Source organism: Streptomyces sp. CB02366, from assembly GCF_001905905.1.
In the GTDB taxonomy this organism is placed as follows: Bacteria; Actinomycetota; Actinomycetes; order Streptomycetales; family Streptomycetaceae; genus Streptomyces.
This window is the reverse complement of record NZ_LIVT01000017.1, coordinates 14861-28751: the sequence shown is the minus strand read 5'-3', so window position 1 is coordinate 28751 and position 13891 is coordinate 14861. Positions and strand designations below refer to the sequence as shown.

Annotated in this window: 14 protein-coding genes; 9 read left to right on the top strand and 5 right to left on the bottom strand. The window is 73.5% G+C overall.

Going from position 1 to position 13891, the window contains the following annotated elements; all coding sequences use genetic code 11:
* Positions 1–33: 33 nt before the first annotated feature.
* Both AMK24_RS29190 and AMK24_RS29185 read left to right on the top strand, forming a co-directional pair.
* Complete coding sequence (locus AMK24_RS29190; protein WP_073771942.1) at positions 34–1011, top strand: SAM-dependent methyltransferase; 978 nt, start codon at positions 34–36, stop codon at positions 1009–1011.
* A 145-nt stretch (positions 1012–1156) separates the two neighbouring features.
* Complete coding sequence (locus AMK24_RS29185; RefSeq protein ID WP_073771902.1) at positions 1157–2302, top strand: NADH-quinone oxidoreductase subunit D; 1146 nt, start codon at positions 1157–1159, stop codon at positions 2300–2302.
* Between the two features lie 65 nt (positions 2303–2367).
* On the opposite strand, the gene AMK24_RS29180 is transcribed toward AMK24_RS29185, so the two are convergent.
* From AMK24_RS29180 to AMK24_RS29165, 4 genes are all read right to left on the bottom strand, one after another.
* Positions 2368–3489, bottom strand: coding sequence for a hypothetical protein (locus AMK24_RS29180; protein ID WP_073771901.1), 1122 nt, complete (start codon positions 3487–3489; stop codon positions 2368–2370).
* Between the two features lie 119 nt (positions 3490–3608).
* Complete coding sequence (locus tag AMK24_RS29175) at positions 3609–4580, bottom strand: ABC transporter substrate-binding protein (RefSeq protein WP_073771900.1); 972 nt, start codon at positions 4578–4580, stop codon at positions 3609–3611.
* A 132-nt stretch (positions 4581–4712) separates the two neighbouring features.
* Positions 4713–5414, bottom strand: a complete 702-nt coding sequence (locus tag AMK24_RS29170) for an ABC transporter permease (RefSeq protein WP_073771899.1) — start codon at positions 5412–5414, stop codon at positions 4713–4715.
* Positions 5415–5417: 3 nt separating this feature from the next.
* Positions 5418–6185: an ABC transporter permease gene (locus AMK24_RS29165; protein ID WP_073771898.1), complete on the bottom strand. Its 768-nt coding sequence runs from the start codon at positions 6183–6185 to the stop codon at positions 5418–5420.
* Positions 6186–6389: 204 nt separating this feature from the next.
* On the opposite strand from AMK24_RS29165, the gene AMK24_RS29160 reads away from it, so the two are divergent.
* Entirely contained in the window at positions 6390–7574 is a 1185-nt protein-coding gene (locus AMK24_RS29160) for an ABC transporter ATP-binding protein (RefSeq protein WP_073771897.1), read from the top strand.
* 13 nt (positions 7575–7587) lie between these two features.
* Here the strand turns inward: AMK24_RS29160 and AMK24_RS29155 are convergent, their stop codons facing one another.
* The gene (locus tag AMK24_RS29155; RefSeq protein WP_073771896.1) at positions 7588–8721 is read right to left on the bottom strand and encodes an alpha/beta hydrolase; all 1134 of its coding nucleotides are present in this window, start codon (positions 8719–8721) and stop codon (positions 7588–7590) included.
* 193 nt (positions 8722–8914) lie between these two features.
* Here AMK24_RS29155 and AMK24_RS29150 point away from each other — a divergent pair, with 193 nt between their 5' ends.
* The 6 genes from AMK24_RS29150 (at position 8915) to AMK24_RS29125 (ending at position 13878) form a co-directional block, all read left to right on the top strand.
* Entirely contained in the window at positions 8915–10744 is a 1830-nt protein-coding gene (locus AMK24_RS29150; RefSeq protein WP_073771895.1) for a phosphatidylglycerol lysyltransferase domain-containing protein, read from the top strand.
* Positions 10745–10784: 40 nt separating this feature from the next.
* Positions 10785–11645: a dihydropteroate synthase gene (folP, locus tag AMK24_RS29145; RefSeq protein ID WP_073771894.1), complete on the top strand. Its 861-nt coding sequence runs from the start codon at positions 10785–10787 to the stop codon at positions 11643–11645.
* Positions 11642–12112: a nuclear transport factor 2 family protein gene (locus tag AMK24_RS29140; protein WP_073771893.1), complete on the top strand. Its 471-nt coding sequence runs from the start codon at positions 11642–11644 to the stop codon at positions 12110–12112. Before folP ends, AMK24_RS29140 begins: the two co-directional genes overlap by 4 nt.
* 235 nt (positions 12113–12347) lie before the next feature.
* A complete protein-coding gene (gene folB / locus AMK24_RS29135) occupies positions 12348–12707 on the top strand; it encodes a dihydroneopterin aldolase (RefSeq protein ID WP_073771892.1) in 360 nt (119 codons plus the stop codon).
* Positions 12704–13315, top strand: coding sequence for a 2-amino-4-hydroxy-6-hydroxymethyldihydropteridine diphosphokinase (folK, locus tag AMK24_RS29130; RefSeq protein ID WP_073771891.1), 612 nt, complete (start codon positions 12704–12706; stop codon positions 13313–13315). The genes folB and folK overlap by 4 nt, the downstream gene beginning before the upstream one ends.
* 74 nt (positions 13316–13389) lie before the next feature.
* Positions 13390–13878 carry a DUF3180 domain-containing protein gene (locus AMK24_RS29125; protein WP_073771890.1) on the top strand — a complete coding sequence of 163 codons (489 nt, stop codon included), beginning with the start codon at positions 13390–13392 and terminating at the stop codon, positions 13876–13878.
* Positions 13879–13891: the final 13 nt, after the last annotated feature.

Here is a 13891-nt window from a genome sequence, read left to right as displayed (position 1 = left end):
CCCGGAGGCAGGAGACTTGGCCGGGTGACGGACGTGACGGACGAGTGGCGCGGGTGGCGGGAGGCGGTTCAGGCCGCCCTGTACGGGGACGAGGGCTTCTACCGCCGCCCGGAGGGGCCCGCGGGCCATTTCCGTACGTCGGTGCACGCCTCGCCCCTCTTCGCGGCGGCGGTGGCCCGGCTGCTGGCCGGGATCGCGCGGGAGCTGGACACCGGCACGATCGCCCTGGTCGACGTGGGCGCGGGGCGGGGGGAGCTGCTGACCGGTGTGCTGGCCGCGCTGCCCGAGGGGCTGGAGGTGGTCCCGTACGCCGTGGAGGTCGCCGCCCGGCCCCCGGGCCTGGACCCGCGGATCGAGTGGTGCGCGGAACCGCCTGCCGGGATCACCGGGCTGCTGTTCGCCAACGAGTGGCTGGACAACGTTCCGGCGGAGGTGGCGGAGGCGGACGCGGACGGCGTCCCCCGGTACGTCCGGGTGCGGACCTCGGACGGCGCGGAGCGGCTGGGCGACCCGGTGGCCGGGGCGGACGCGGCGTGGCTGGAGCGCTGGTGGCCGCTGTCCGAGCCGGGCGAGCGGGCGGAGATCGGGCGGCCCCGCGACGCGGCCTGGGCGCGGGCGGCGGGGTGCGTGGCCGCCGGGCTCGCGGTGGCGGTGGACTACGCCCATGTACGGGGCGCGCGGCCGCCCTTCGGAACGCTGACCGGCTTCCGGGGCGGGCGCGAGGTGCGGCCGGTGCCGGACGGCTCCCGGGACCTGACCGCGCACGTGGCGCTGGACGCCTGCGCGGCGGCGGTCCCGTACGCGCGCGCCGAACTGACCGACCAGCGGACGATGCTGCGCCGGCTGGGCGTCGGCGGCGACCGGCCGCCGCTGAGCCTGGCCGCCACCGATCCGGCGGGATACCTCTCCGCGCTGGCGGCGGCCGGCGAGGCGGCGGAGCTGACCGCACGCGGCGGCCTCGGCGACTTCGGCTGGCTGCTGCACCGGGTGGGCCTGCCGGACCACGGGTGACCGCCGGGGCGCGGCCCGGCGGGGCCCGGGGGGAGCCCCGGCGCGACGGAGCCGGGGGGGGTAGGGGGGATCAGGGGGGCAGGGGGGATCAGGGGGAGCAAGGGGGACGGGGGGTTCAGGAGGATCAGGGGGAATACTGTCCCGCATGACGGAGACGACCACGATCGGTATCGGCGGAGCGGCGGAGAGCACCGACATGGTGCTGAACATCGGTCCCCAGCACCCCTCGACGCACGGCGTCCTCCGGTTGCGGATCGTGCTGGACGGCGAGCGCGTCCAGCACGCGGAGCCGGTCGTCGGCTACATGCACCGGGGCGCGGAGAAGCTGTTCGAGGCGCGGGACTACCGGCAGATCGTCATGCTCGCCAACCGCCACGACTGGCTCTCGGCGTTCTCGAACGAGCTGGGCGTGGTGATGGCCGTCGAGCGGATGCTCGGCATGGAGGTCCCCGAGCGCGCGGTGTGGACGCGGACGCTGCTCGCCGAGCTGAACCGGGTCCTCAACCACCTGATGTTCCTCGGCTCCTACCCCCTCGAACTCGGCGGCATCACCCCGGTCTTCCACGCCTTCCGGGAGCGCGAGGAGCTCCAGGCGGTGATGGAGGAGGTGTCGGGCGGCCGGATGCACTACATGTTCAACCGGGTCGGCGGCCTCAAGGAGGACGTCCCGGCGGGGTGGACCGGCCGGGTCCGCGACGCGGTCGCCTCGGTCCGCTCCCGGATGGGCGTGTACGAGGACCTCGTCCTCGGCAACGAGATCTTCCGGGGCCGTACGCGCGATGTCGGCGTGCTGTCCGCCGAAGCGGTGTACGGGTACGGGGTGTCGGGGCCGATCGCCCGCGCCTCGGGCGTCGACTTCGACCTGCGGCGCGACGAGCCGTACCTCGCGTACGGGGAGCTGCTGGACACCCTGGAGGTCGTCACCCGGAGCGAGGGCGACTGCCTGGCCCGCTTCGAGTGCCTGCTGGAGCAGACCCTCAACTCGCTGGACCTGGCCGACGCCTGCCTGGACCGGATGGCCGGCCTGGCGCCCGGCCCGGTCAACCAACGGCTGCCCAAGGTGCTCAAGGCCCCGGAGGGCCACACCTACGCCTGGACGGAGAACCCGCTCGGCGTCAACGGCTACTACCTGGTCTCCAAGGGTGAGAAGACGCCCTACCGGCTGAAGCTGCGCTCGGCCTCGTTCAACAACATCCAGGCGCTCACGGAGCTGTTGCCGGGCACGCTGGTCGCAGACATGGTGGCGATCCTGGGCTCGCTGTTCTTCGTCGTCGGGGACATCGACAAGTAGCCGCGTACCGGCGCGCGTGCGGCCGGGGCCGGGCGGCGTCGGTACGCCGCGCGTGCGGCGCCCGGTCAGGAGACGGCGCCGCGCAGGCGTGCCACGTCGATCTGCTCGGTCTCGTCATGCGCGGTGAGATCGATGACCTTGCCGACCGCGCGGTGGTCGACGGCCCCCGTGCGGTGGGCGGCGAGCGCCTCCTCGCCGACGACGTCCGCGAGGTCCTCGTTCTGCACGGACTCGATCGCGGACTTCGCCCGCTGGGCGCCCCGGACGGCCGGGACGGTCCGGGGAGCCGGGCCGTCCTGGGCGCCCGCGTCGTCCTGGGCACCCTCGCCGCCCTGCGGGCTCGCGGCGTCCTGGGGGCTGCGGGCGCTCCGGGCGCTCCGGGCGGTGCGGGCGCCCTGGGTGCCGAAGTAGTCGAAGTTTCCCTGGGGCGCCGGGTGGCGGCGTGCCGCGTACGGGACGACGGACGAGGCGGACCGGGGCGCGCGCGGCACCGTCGCGGGGGCGAGTTCGGAGGCGGCCGAAGCCCGCGGGCCCGCCGTCTCCGGGACCTCCGGGACCGCCGGGTCCGTCGTCTGGGAGCGCCCGGCGAGGGCGCGCTGCCGGACCAACTCCGCCGTGCGGCGGGCCTCCTGGATCTTCGCGTTGCGCGTGAGGTTCATCAGGGCCTCGTCCGCGCGCCGGTACGACTCGGGGGTCGGCGTGGAGCGTGCGGGCAGCAGCTCCTTGGGGGCGGCCGCCTCGACGGCGAGCTGCCGCCGGCCCTCCAGCGCGCTGGCCCGCTCGGTCTCGGCGTTGGCGTAACGGCGCAGCAGTCCGGCGTGCTCACCGCGCAGCCCGGCCAGCTCCACCCGCTTGCGGCGGAGCTTGGCCTCCAGACGGGTGCGCAGCTCGCGCGACTCCTCCAGGTCCTGCTCCAGCTCGGCGATCCGCTCCTCGGCCCGCCATTCGTCGCGGGTGCGGGCGCGCGTCAGCTCGGCGACCCGCAGCCCCGCCGCCCGGTCCCAGCTCCGCATCAGATACGCGCCGGTGACGGCGGCGGCCGCCACGACGGCCACCAGGCCGCGCAGGGCCAGGGGTTCGGCCGGCAGCCAGGCGCCGGCGGCGCCGACGACCGAAACGCCCGCCACCACGGAGGGGGGCAGGATTTTGTGGAGGGGCGGCGAATGGCGGTGGCGTCCACGGGGCATGGCCTGAAATTTACCGTGTGCACGGACCATGTGGGGGGCCGCCCGGAAATCTGTTCCCCGCCGGTTACCTCACGGCCCCCCGAAGGCGCTCGCCCGGCTCTTTTCTCCGGGCCCGAACGCTACTTCCCGATCAGTCCCTTCGACTCCAGATACTCCTTGGCGACGTCGGCGGGCTTGGCCCGCTCGGCGTCCACCTTCCGGTTCAGCTCGGCGAGATCTTCCGTCGTGAGCGCGGCGGTGAGCTTGCCGAGGGCGTCGGCGATCTCCGGCGCGCCCGCGTCCTTCGTATGCAGAACCGGAAGGACGTTGTCCGCGTTCTGGAGCTTCTTGTCGTCCTTCAGGAACACCAGTCCGTCCAGCACGGCGTCCGTCGTGGTCGTCAGGACCAGTTGGGCCTTGCCGTCGCGGACCGCCTGCTTGGACTGCGGGGTGCCGACGCCCTTCGGGTCGATACCGGTGACGTCGATGCCGTACGTCTCCTTGAGACCCGGTGCGCAGAAGGGCCGCACCTCGCACTCGTCGCCCGCCGCGATCCTGACCTTGATCTTCGCCTTCCCCAGATCGGAAAGGGAGGCGAGGTCGTTCTTCTCGGCGAATTCCTCCGATACCGCGAAGGCGTTCTGGTCGACGGCCTTTCCGGGCGGGAGGACCGTGAGGCCCAGCGGTTCGGCGAGCCGCTTCAACGCGGAGACGGTGGCCCCGACGTCCCCGGAGGCCACGGGCTTCTCCTGGGCCTTGTCGGCGCCGTTGACCTTGGCGTTGAGGAACTCGGCGATGGTGGCCGCGTACTCCGGTACGACGTCGATCTCGCCCTTCTCCAGCGACGGCTCGTACAGCTCACGGTTCTTCACCGTGGTGACGGAGGTGCTGTATCCGGCGTCGCCCAGGATCTGCGCGTACAGCTCGGCGAGCACCTTGGACTCGGTGAACGCGGCCGAACCGACGACCAGGGAGCCCTTCCCGCCGCCCCCGCCGGAGGAGGCCGGGCCGCCCTTCTCCTGCTCCAGGCTGTCGCCGCCGCAGGCCGCGAGCGACCCGGCCAGCGCCACCATGCCGACGACCGCACCGGCTATCCGCGAGGTCCTGCTCATATGTGTTGTTCTCCGTCCGAACAGAGGGAAGTGATCAGAAGAAAGCGACCGAGGGCGTGCCCGGGCGGAGCAGCCCGGGGGCGGCGTCCGCAGGAAGCGTGTCCGCGGGCCCGGCGTTCACACCCGTGCGCGTCATGCGGGTCGTGCGCGGCGGGCGGGGGGCGTGGGCCGGCGGCGGCGGAGCGGGGAGAGCAGCCGGTCCAGGCCCACCAGCACGCCCTCCACCACCAGGGCGAGCCCGGCGACCAGGACGGCGCCCGCGAAGACCTGGGCGGTGTCGTAGGTGTTGAACCCGGCGGTGATGATCCGGCCGAGACCGCCGAGGCCGACCATCGCGGCGATCGACGCGGTGGCCACGACCTGGACGGCGGCGGACCGCAGCCCCGTCATGATCATCGGGTGGGCGAGCGGCAGTTCGACCCGGACGAAGAGCTGGAGACCCGACATCCCCATGCCGCGCGCCGCCTCCACCACCGCCCGGTCCACCTCCCGCATGCCGACGTAGGCGTTGGTCAGCAGCGGCGGAACCGCGAACAGGACCAGCGCGATGATGGTGGGCCAGTACCCCGCGTTGCGCAGGGGCGTGACCATGAACAGGGCCAGCACCGCGAAGACGGGGACGGCCCGCCCCACGTTGGAGATGTTCACCGCCAGCGGGCCGCCCCTGCCGATGTGCCCCAGGTACAGGGCGAGCGGCAGGGCTATCGCGCAGGCCGCCGCGAGGGCGACCCCGCTCACGTACAGGTGCTCGCCGAGCCGGTGCGCGGCCCCGCCCTCCCCCGACCAGTTGGCCCCGGTGGTCAGCCAGGTCCAGGCGTCGCCGACGACTCCCACGGGTCAGCCCACCTCCGCCTTCGCCGGGGCGGGAGGCCCCGCGTCCGTCACCGCCGGGGCCCGCGGCCCGGCGTCCGTCGTCGCCGCGCCCGGCCGGCCCGCCCCGGAGAGACGCGTCCAGGGCGTCAGCAGCCGCTGGAGGCCGAGCAGCAGCAGGTCCGCCGCCACCGCGAGCAGCACGCACAGCACCGAGGCGGTGAGCACCTGGGCCTTGAAGAAGCTGGGCAACGCGTCCTCGATGAGGTTGCCGAGGCCGCCCTTGCCGACGAGCGAACCGACCGTGGTCAGCGCGACCGTCGACACGGTGGCTATCCGCACCCCCGCCATCACCGCGGGCAGCGCCAGCGGCAGCTCCACCTCCCACAGCAGCCTCGCCGGCCCGTACCCCATGCCGCGGGCGGCTTCCCTGGCCTCCTGCGGCACCGCTTCGAGCCCGGCCAGGATGTTGCGCACGAGGATGGTCAGCGAATAGAGCACCAGGCCGGTCACGACGAGCGAGGCCGACAGCCCGAACAGGGGCAGCAGCAACGAGAACATCGCCAGCGAGGGCACGGTGTAGAGCACGGTCGTCAGCCCGAGCACCGGCCCGGCGAACCCCCGGCCCCGGCGGGCGAGCAGGGCCAGCGGAAAGGCCACCGCGAGCCCGATCAGCACCGAGACGGCCGTGATCCCCACGTGTTGCACGGTCGCGTCCGTCAACTCCTGGCTCCGGGAGCGCAGATACTCCCCGCAGATCCAGTCGTTCGTCGCCAGACAGCTCCGTCCGGCCATCCGCCCTCCACCTCCTGCCCGTCCTCATCGCCCGGGAACGCTCCGGGAAACCGCCCCGGCGCTCCGCCCGGAACCCCGCGGCCCCCGGATCGCACCGGATCGAACTGATGACTGGCGAGCCTATCCTCGACCACCGACAATCGCGGAGGGCTGTCGCATTCCGGCAACACGCCCTTCACGAAACGCCCTCCACAATGGGGAACCATGATCCGTTTCGAGCATGTCACCAAGCGGTACGCCGACGGCACCACCGCCGTCGACGACCTTTCCTTCGAGGTCGCCGAGGGTGAACTGGTCACGCTCGTCGGACCGTCCGGTTGCGGCAAGACGACCACCATGAAGATGGTGAACCGGCTGATCGAACCGACCGAGGGCCGGATATTCCTCGACGGGGACGACATATCCACCATCGATCCCGTCCGACTGCGCCGCAGAATCGGCTATGTGATCCAACAGGTCGGCCTCTTCCCGCACAGGACGGTGCTGGAGAACACCGCGACCGTTCCCCATCTGCTGGGCTGGAAGCGCGGAAAGGGACGCGAACGCGCCGCCGAACTCCTCGACCTCGTCGGACTCGATCCTTCCGTTCATGGCGACCGCTATCCGGAGCAGCTTTCCGGTGGTCAGCGCCAACGTGTGGGCGTGGCTCGGGCATTGGCCGCCGACCCGCCCGTCCTCCTGATGGACGAGCCTTTCGGAGCGGTCGATCCCGTCGTCCGCGAACGCCTCCAGAACGAATTCCTGAAACTCCAGGCCCAGGTCCGCAAGACCGTGCTGTTCGTCACGCACGACATCGAGGAGGCCGTCCGCCTGGGCGACCGGATCGCCGTCTACGGGCAGGGCCGCATCGAGCAGTTCGACTCCCCCGCCACCGTGCTGGGAGCCCCGGCGACCCCCTACGTGGCCGATTTCGTCGGTGCGGACCGCGGCCTCAAGCGGCTCTCGGTGACGCCCGTGGAGGAGAGCGACCTCGATCAGCCGCCGGTCGTCCACCTCGACGACCCGCTGGCCACGGCCACCGAACGGCTCAGGTCCCAGGGCGCGCGCTGGGCGGTCGTCCTGGACGGCCGCGACAACCTCCACGGCTGGATCCCCGCCGACGCCACCGCGCGGGGGGCCGCCGGGGGCGCCGTCCGCGACCACGCCCGCCGGATGGAGGCGTGGCTCCCGCTCGGCGCGCCCCTCAAGCAGGGGTTCGCCACCATGCTCCAGCACGACGCGGGCTGGATCGCGGTCGTCGACGAGGAGGGCGGGGGCCGCTTCCTCGGCGTGCTGACCCCCGCCCGCCTGCACGAGGCCCTGCGCCGCTCGATCGACGCGGACGCCCAGGACGTACCGCGCGCGGAGGTCGCCGTGGAGACGGTCGCGACGGTCGCCCGGACCTCCTGAGGACCGGCCCCGGTCATTCCGGGGCCCGGCTCCCGCCGAGGCGGGCGCTCAGCCACTCCAGGGCCGGCGGGATCTCCCGCCGCCAGGTCGTGAAGTTGTGCCCGCCGCTGTCGAGCACGATGGAGGAGACCCGCGCGGGCGCCTTCACCTTCTCGATGAACCTCATCGTGCTCCTGAGGTTGTCCTCGCCCTCCCGGGACGTCGTCACCAGGAAGGACCCGCCCCTCGGCGGCCGGTTCTCCAGGTTCCACATCAGGTCGGCGCGGTCGCGCAGCTCCCGCCGCCCGTGGAACAGGTCGCCCGTCGTCGGGTCCTCGGCCGCCTCGTAGTACGCGGAGAGCCCGGCGCTCGCCGCGTACCGGTCCGGGTGGAGCATCCCGATCTTCAACGCGCAGTAGCCGCCCGTGGAGTTGCCGATGATCCCCCAGTCACGGGCCTCCTTCCCGACCCGGTAGGAGTCCGCCACCGCCTCCGGGAGGTCCTTCGCGAAGAACGTCTCCGTCTGCGGGCCTCCCGGGACGTCCACGCACTCGGTGTCCCGGGGCGGCGCGACCGTCGGACGCAGCATCACCAGGATCATCGGCCGGGCCTTCCCCGCCCTCACCCGCTCATGCGCCGTCTGCGGGTAGCGCAGGCCCTTCAGGAGGTTCTCGGCCGTGCCCGGGTACCCCGTCAGGACCACCGCCGCCGGGAACGTCCGCCCGGCGTACGCCGCCCGGAAGTACTCCGGCGGCAGATAGACGTACGCGGGCGCCTCGATGCCCGACCTGCGCCCCGAGACCACCACCTGGTCGATCCGCCCGCCGGCCGAGGGCGTCCGCCCGCCCGGCACGTCCGGGCGCCGGGTGGCGATCCGCGCCAGGTGCGGCGAGCCGGCCACACCCTCCGCGTGGTCGGTGACGACCCCCAACTCCTGCTCCCGCCCGAAGAGGTCGGCCCAGGAGCCGTAGAAGAGAAAGGCGTTGTTGGCCGCCAGGCCCACCGCGGCGAACAGCGTCAGCTGGGTCGCCAGCAGCAGTCCGATCCGGCCCGAGACCGCGACCGCGCCGGGGCGGGCCAACCGCGGCCAGAACCGGACCGTGGCGGCGAACAGCGCGACGGCCGTCGCCGCCACGACCGCGAGGACCGCGGTGCTGGTGAGACCCATGAGCGTGCTTTCTCCGTGTTCTCCGTACCGGGGCGGACGAGGTCCGGCGCAGGGCCGGACCGGGGCCGGATGCGGGAAATTTCCGGAATGTGGGTGAACCCCCGCTCCCCGGCCCCCGTCCTAGAGGGCGCACATCGTCCGAGCGGCTCCGGTCGGCGGACTCAGGAAATCTCACGCGAAGCCACGGGAAGCGATGTCTGTCACGCTAGATGGGGATAAGTCGATATCGGTTCCGCGGCGCGTCCGCCGGTCGCTCCACGGGCCGCGCCCCGAATCCGTACCGGCGATCGTCGGCACCGCCTGCACCGTCGTCGGGCTGATCGACGTCGCCGCCGGGGTCTTCCCCCGCTTCCGGCACAGCCGTATGCACTCCATCGCCGAAGTGCTCCCCGGCGCGCTCGGCCCGTTCGCCGCCGCGCTCTCCCTCAGCGCGGGCGTCCTCCTGCTCCTGCTCGCACACGGGCTGAAGCGGCACAAGCGGCGGGCCTGGCGGGCGGCGGTGGCCCTGCTGCCCGCGGGGGCCGCGGCCCAGTTCGCGTACCGCCACTCGGTCGTCGGGGTACTCGTCCCGCTGGTGCTCTGCTGGCTGCTGGTGCGCCACCGCGACCAGTTCCGGGCCCTGCCCGACCCGCGCAGCCGCTGGCGCGCGCTCGTCAACTTCGTGCTGCTCGGGGCCGGTTCGCTGGGGCTCGGACTGATCATCGTCAGCGCCCACCCCGGCCGCGTCGTCGGGGACCCGTCCATCGCCGACCGCCTCCAACACGTGCTGTACGGCCTGTTCGGCGTCGAGGGGCCCGTCGACTACGCCGGGCGGACCAGCTGGACGGTGGCCTGCTCGCTGGGCGCGCTCGGCCTGCTGACCGCCGTCACCACCGTCTACTTCGCCTTCCGCCCCGAGCACCCGGCCGCCCGCCTCACCGAGGACGACGAGGCCCGGCTGCGGGCCCTCCTGGAGCGGCACGGCGGCCGGGACTCGCTCGGCCACTTCGCGCTCCGCCGCGACAAGGCCGTCGTCTTCTCCCCCAGCGGCAAGGCCGCCGTCTGCTACCGGGTCGTCTCCGGGGTGATGCTGGCCGGCGGCGACCCGATCGGAGACGTGGAGGCGTGGCCGGGCGCGATCGAGCGCTTCATGGACGAGGCGCGGGCGCACTCCTGGACCCCCGCCGTGATGGGCTGCAGCGAGACCGGCGGCCAGGTCTGGACCCGGGAGACCGGGCTCACCGCCCTGGAGCTCGGGGACGAGGCGGTGGTGGACGCCGCGGATTTCTCCCTCTCCGGACGGGCCATGCGGAACGTGCGCCAGATGGTCAAGCGCATCGAGCGGGCCGGCTACGAGACCCGGGTCCGGCGGGCACGTGACATCGGCGACACCGAACTGGACCGCATCCGGCACGCCGCCGCCGACTGGCGCGGCACCGACACCGAGCGCGGCTTCTCCATGGCGCTGGGCCGGATCGGCGACCCGGCCGACGGCGACTGCGTGATCGCCACCGCCCACCTGCCCGGCTCCGGTACGCAGGACGCCCCGCACGGCGACCTGAAGGCGGTCCTCCATTTCGTCCCCTGGGGGCGCGACGGGATGTCGCTGGAGCTGATGCGCCGCGACCGCTCGGCCGACCCCGGCATGAACGAACTGCTGATCGTCGCCTCCCTCCAGGCCGCCGAGAGGCTCGGCGTCGACCGGGTCTCGCTGAACTTCGCCATGTTCCGCTCCGCGCTCGCCCGCGGCGAACGGCTCGGCGCGGGACCGGTGCTGCGCTGCTGGCGCGGGCTGCTGATCTTCCTGTCGCGCTGGTTCCAGATCGAGTCGCTGTACAAGTTCAACGCCAAGTTCCAGCCGCGCTGGGAGCCCCGCTTCGTGGTCTTCCGCACCAGCCGCGACCTGCCCCGCATCGGGATCGCGGCGATGCGGGCGGAGGGCTTCGTGAACCTCTCGCCGCCCCGCCCGTTCCGCGCCCGCCCCGCCCGCCCGTGCGGCCACACCGCGCGGACGCAGCCCGAGCACGAGGTGAGCGCGGCATGACGGCGCAGCCGCCGGGTGCGGCAGGTTCTAGTCTGGTCGTATGAGTACGTCACGCACGCGGGGCACGGTCCGAGGACTGCCGGAGTGGGACCGCTGTGCGGTCATGGGGGTCGTCAACGTCACCCCCGACTCCTTCTCCGACGGCGGCCGCTGGTTCGACACCACGACCGCCGTCAAACGCGGCCTGCACCTGGTCTCCGAGGGCGCGGACCTGGTCGACGTGGGCGGCGAGTCCACCCGGCCGGGCGCCAGCCGGGTCGACGAGGCCGAGGAGCTGCGCCGGGTCGTCCCGGTCGTGCGGGGCCTGGCCTCCGAAGGCGTCACCGTCTCCGTGGACACCATGCGCGCCCGCGTCGCGGAACAGGCCGTCGCCGCCGGGGCCGCCCTGGTCAACGACGTCAGCGGCGGCCTCGCCGACCCGGACATGGTCCCGGCGGTCGCCGACGCCGACGTCCCGTTCGTCGTGATGCACTGGCGCGGCTTCAGCGAGTCGATGAACAGCCGCGCGGTCTACGGGGACGTCGTCGCCGAGGTCCTCGACGAGCTGCGGCAGCGGATGGACGCGGTGGTCGCGGGCGGGATCGCCCCGGACCGCGTCGTGATCGATCCCGGCCTCGGCTTCGCGAAGGACGCCGCCCACGACCTGGCGCTGGTCGCCCGCCTGGACGGGCTGCACACGCTGGGCCGCCCGCTGCTGGTGGCCGCCTCCCGCAAACGGTTCCTCGGACACGTCCTGGCGGGCCCCGGCGCGGCCCCGCCGCCCGCCCGCGAACGCGACGCGGCGACGGCGGCCGTCTCCGCGCTCTCCGCGGCGGCCGGCGCCTGGGCGGTCCGGGTCCACGAGGTGCGGGCCACCGCCGACGCGGTCCGCGTGGCCCGCGCGGTCGAGGGAGCCGCGTGAACGAGGAGCACGCGCGGGCGGCCGCCGACATCGCGGAGGTCGAGGCGGCCAACGCCGCCTTCTACGAGGCGCTGGAACGCGGCGACCTCGACGCCCTCTCCGACTGCTGGCTGCCGGGCGAGGACCTGACCGTCTCCTGCGTCCACCCCGGGTGGCCGGTGCTCACGGGCCGCCGCGACGTCCTGCGCAGCTACGCCCTGATCATGGCGAACACCGACTACATCCAGTTCTTCCTCACCGACGTCAACGTCGCGATGACCGGCGCCACCGCCCTGGTCACCTGCACCGAGAACATCCTCAGCGGCGGCCCGGCCGAGGAGGGCGACGCGCTGGGCCCGCTGGTGGGGCGGCTCGTCGTCGCCACCAACGTGTTCCGGCACACGGCGGACGGCTGGAAGCTCTGGTCCCACCACGGATCGCCCGTCCTGGCCGACTCCGACGAGGACGACGGGGAGACCTCCTCCTGAGCGAAAGCACAGCCAAAGGTCCCCCGAGGAGGAAACACCCGTACGAGTGGGTACGGGACCGGTAGGGATGGAAACCCGGGCCGCCGGGTAGGGGCGGCTTCCAGCCCCACGAGGCGCGGCGCGCGGCCCCCACGGACGAGCACCCCCGGTGCTCGCAGTAGATTCGCACGACGGCGCCTCGCCGCCCGCACGCGGCCGGGGCGCCTCTGGACCAACGACAGCAGGAGTGATTCGCGTGGATCGTGTCGCGCTGCGCGGCCTCAAGGCCCGCGGGCACCACGGCGTCTTCCCCCGGGAGCGGGAGGAGGGCCAGACCTTCATCGTCGACCTGGTGCTCGGCCTCGACACCCGCCCCGCGGCGGCCACCGACGATCTGACCCGCACCGTGCACTACGGCGTGGTGGCCGAGGAGGTCGTCGCCGTGGTGTCCGGCGAGCCGGTGGACCTGATCGAGACGCTCGCCGAGCGCATCGCCCAGCAGTGCCTGAAGCACGACGGCGTCGAGGAGGTCGAGGTCGTGGTGCACAAGCCGGACGCACCGATCACCGTCCCCTTCGACGACGTCACCGTCACCATCACCCGGAGCCGATCATGACCGCGTTCTCGACCGAGGGACAGAGCGACCCGACCGTACAGCCGGTTCCCACCGCCGTCGTCCGGCAGGTCGACGCCGCCGACACCACCCTCTCCAACCCCAAGACGGCCGTGATCGCCCTCGGCTCCAACCTGGGCAACCGGCTGGAGACCCTCCAGGGGGCCGTCGACGCCCTGGAGGACACGCCGGGCCTGAAGGTCAAGGCCGTCTCCCCGGTGTACGAGACGGAGCCCTGGGGCGTGGACGCCGGCTCCCAGCCCGCGTACTTCAACGCCGTCATCCTCGTGAAGACGACGCTGCCCCCGGCCTCCCTGCTGGAGCGCGGCCAGGCCGTGGAGGAGGCGTTCGACCGGGTCCGCGAGGAGCGCTGGGGCCCGCGCACCATCGACGTGGACATCGTGGCGTACGCCGACGTCCTCTCCGACGACCCGGTGCTCACCCTCCCCCACCCGCGCGCCCACGAGCGGGCCTTCGTCCTCGCCCCCTGGCACGACGTGGACCCCGAGGCGCAGCTGCCCGGCTCCGGTCCGGTGGCCGACCTGCTGGCCGCGGTCGGCCGCGACGGCGTCCTGCCCCGGGACGACCTGGAACTGCGCCTGCCGGAGTAATCGTTAGGCTCGACGGACGGCGGTCCGGCACACGGCCGGACCGGGCACAGGCGGCGCGAAGGGCGGCTCACGCGGTGAAGCAACTACGGCTCGGGGTACTGGCGGGCCTCTTCGCCGCCGCCGGCGTCCTCTCCTGGGGCGGGGCCCGCCTCTGGGACTCCTTCGGCACGCTGCCGAGCGTCCCGCTGGCCGCGTCGATCGTGCTCGCGGTGATCGCGGTGATCCTCCTCGCGACCGCGCTCTCCACCCGCGCCCGCCTCCGCGCCCAGCGCGAGCGCCGCCCCGGCGCCAAGGGCGTCGAGCCGCTGTTCGCGGCCCGCGCGGTCGTCTTCGGCCAGGCGAGCGCCCTGGTCGCCGCCCTGGTCGCCGGAATGTACGGCGGCACGGGCGTCTTCCTGCTCGCCTTCCTCGACATCCCGCCCCGCCGCGACCAGGCCATCTACGCGGGCGCGGCGGTGGTCGCCGGCATCGGCGTCATCGCCGCCGCCCTCTTCCTGGAACGCGTCTGCCGCCTCCCGGAGGACGGCGGCGACCACGACGGCACGGGCACGGCGGCGGCCTGACACACTGCGGGCC

Excerpts from the sequence above, each read along its gene's own strand:
- AMK24_RS29155 (WP_073771896.1), bottom strand. The coding sequence starts at position 8,721 with ATGGGTCTCACCAGCACCGCGGTCCTCGCGGTCGTGGCGGCGACGGCC.
- AMK24_RS29160 (WP_073771897.1), top strand. The coding sequence starts at position 6,390 with ATGATCCGTTTCGAGCATGTCACCAAGCGGTACGCCGACGGCACCACC.
- AMK24_RS29185 (WP_073771902.1), top strand. The coding sequence starts at position 1,157 with ATGACGGAGACGACCACGATCGGTATCGGCGGAGCGGCGGAGAGCACC.
- AMK24_RS29180 (WP_073771901.1), bottom strand. The coding sequence starts at position 3,489 with ATGCCCCGTGGACGCCACCGCCATTCGCCGCCCCTCCACAAAATCCTG.
- AMK24_RS29175 (WP_073771900.1), bottom strand. The coding sequence starts at position 4,580 with ATGAGCAGGACCTCGCGGATAGCCGGTGCGGTCGTCGGCATGGTGGCG.
- AMK24_RS29165 (WP_073771898.1), bottom strand. The coding sequence starts at position 6,185 with ATGGCCGGACGGAGCTGTCTGGCGACGAACGACTGGATCTGCGGGGAG.
- folK (WP_073771891.1), top strand. The coding sequence starts at position 12,704 with ATGACCGCGTTCTCGACCGAGGGACAGAGCGACCCGACCGTACAGCCG.
- folP (WP_073771894.1), top strand. The coding sequence starts at position 10,785 with ATGAGTACGTCACGCACGCGGGGCACGGTCCGAGGACTGCCGGAGTGG.
- AMK24_RS29150 (WP_073771895.1), top strand. The coding sequence starts at position 8,915 with ATGTCTGTCACGCTAGATGGGGATAAGTCGATATCGGTTCCGCGGCGC.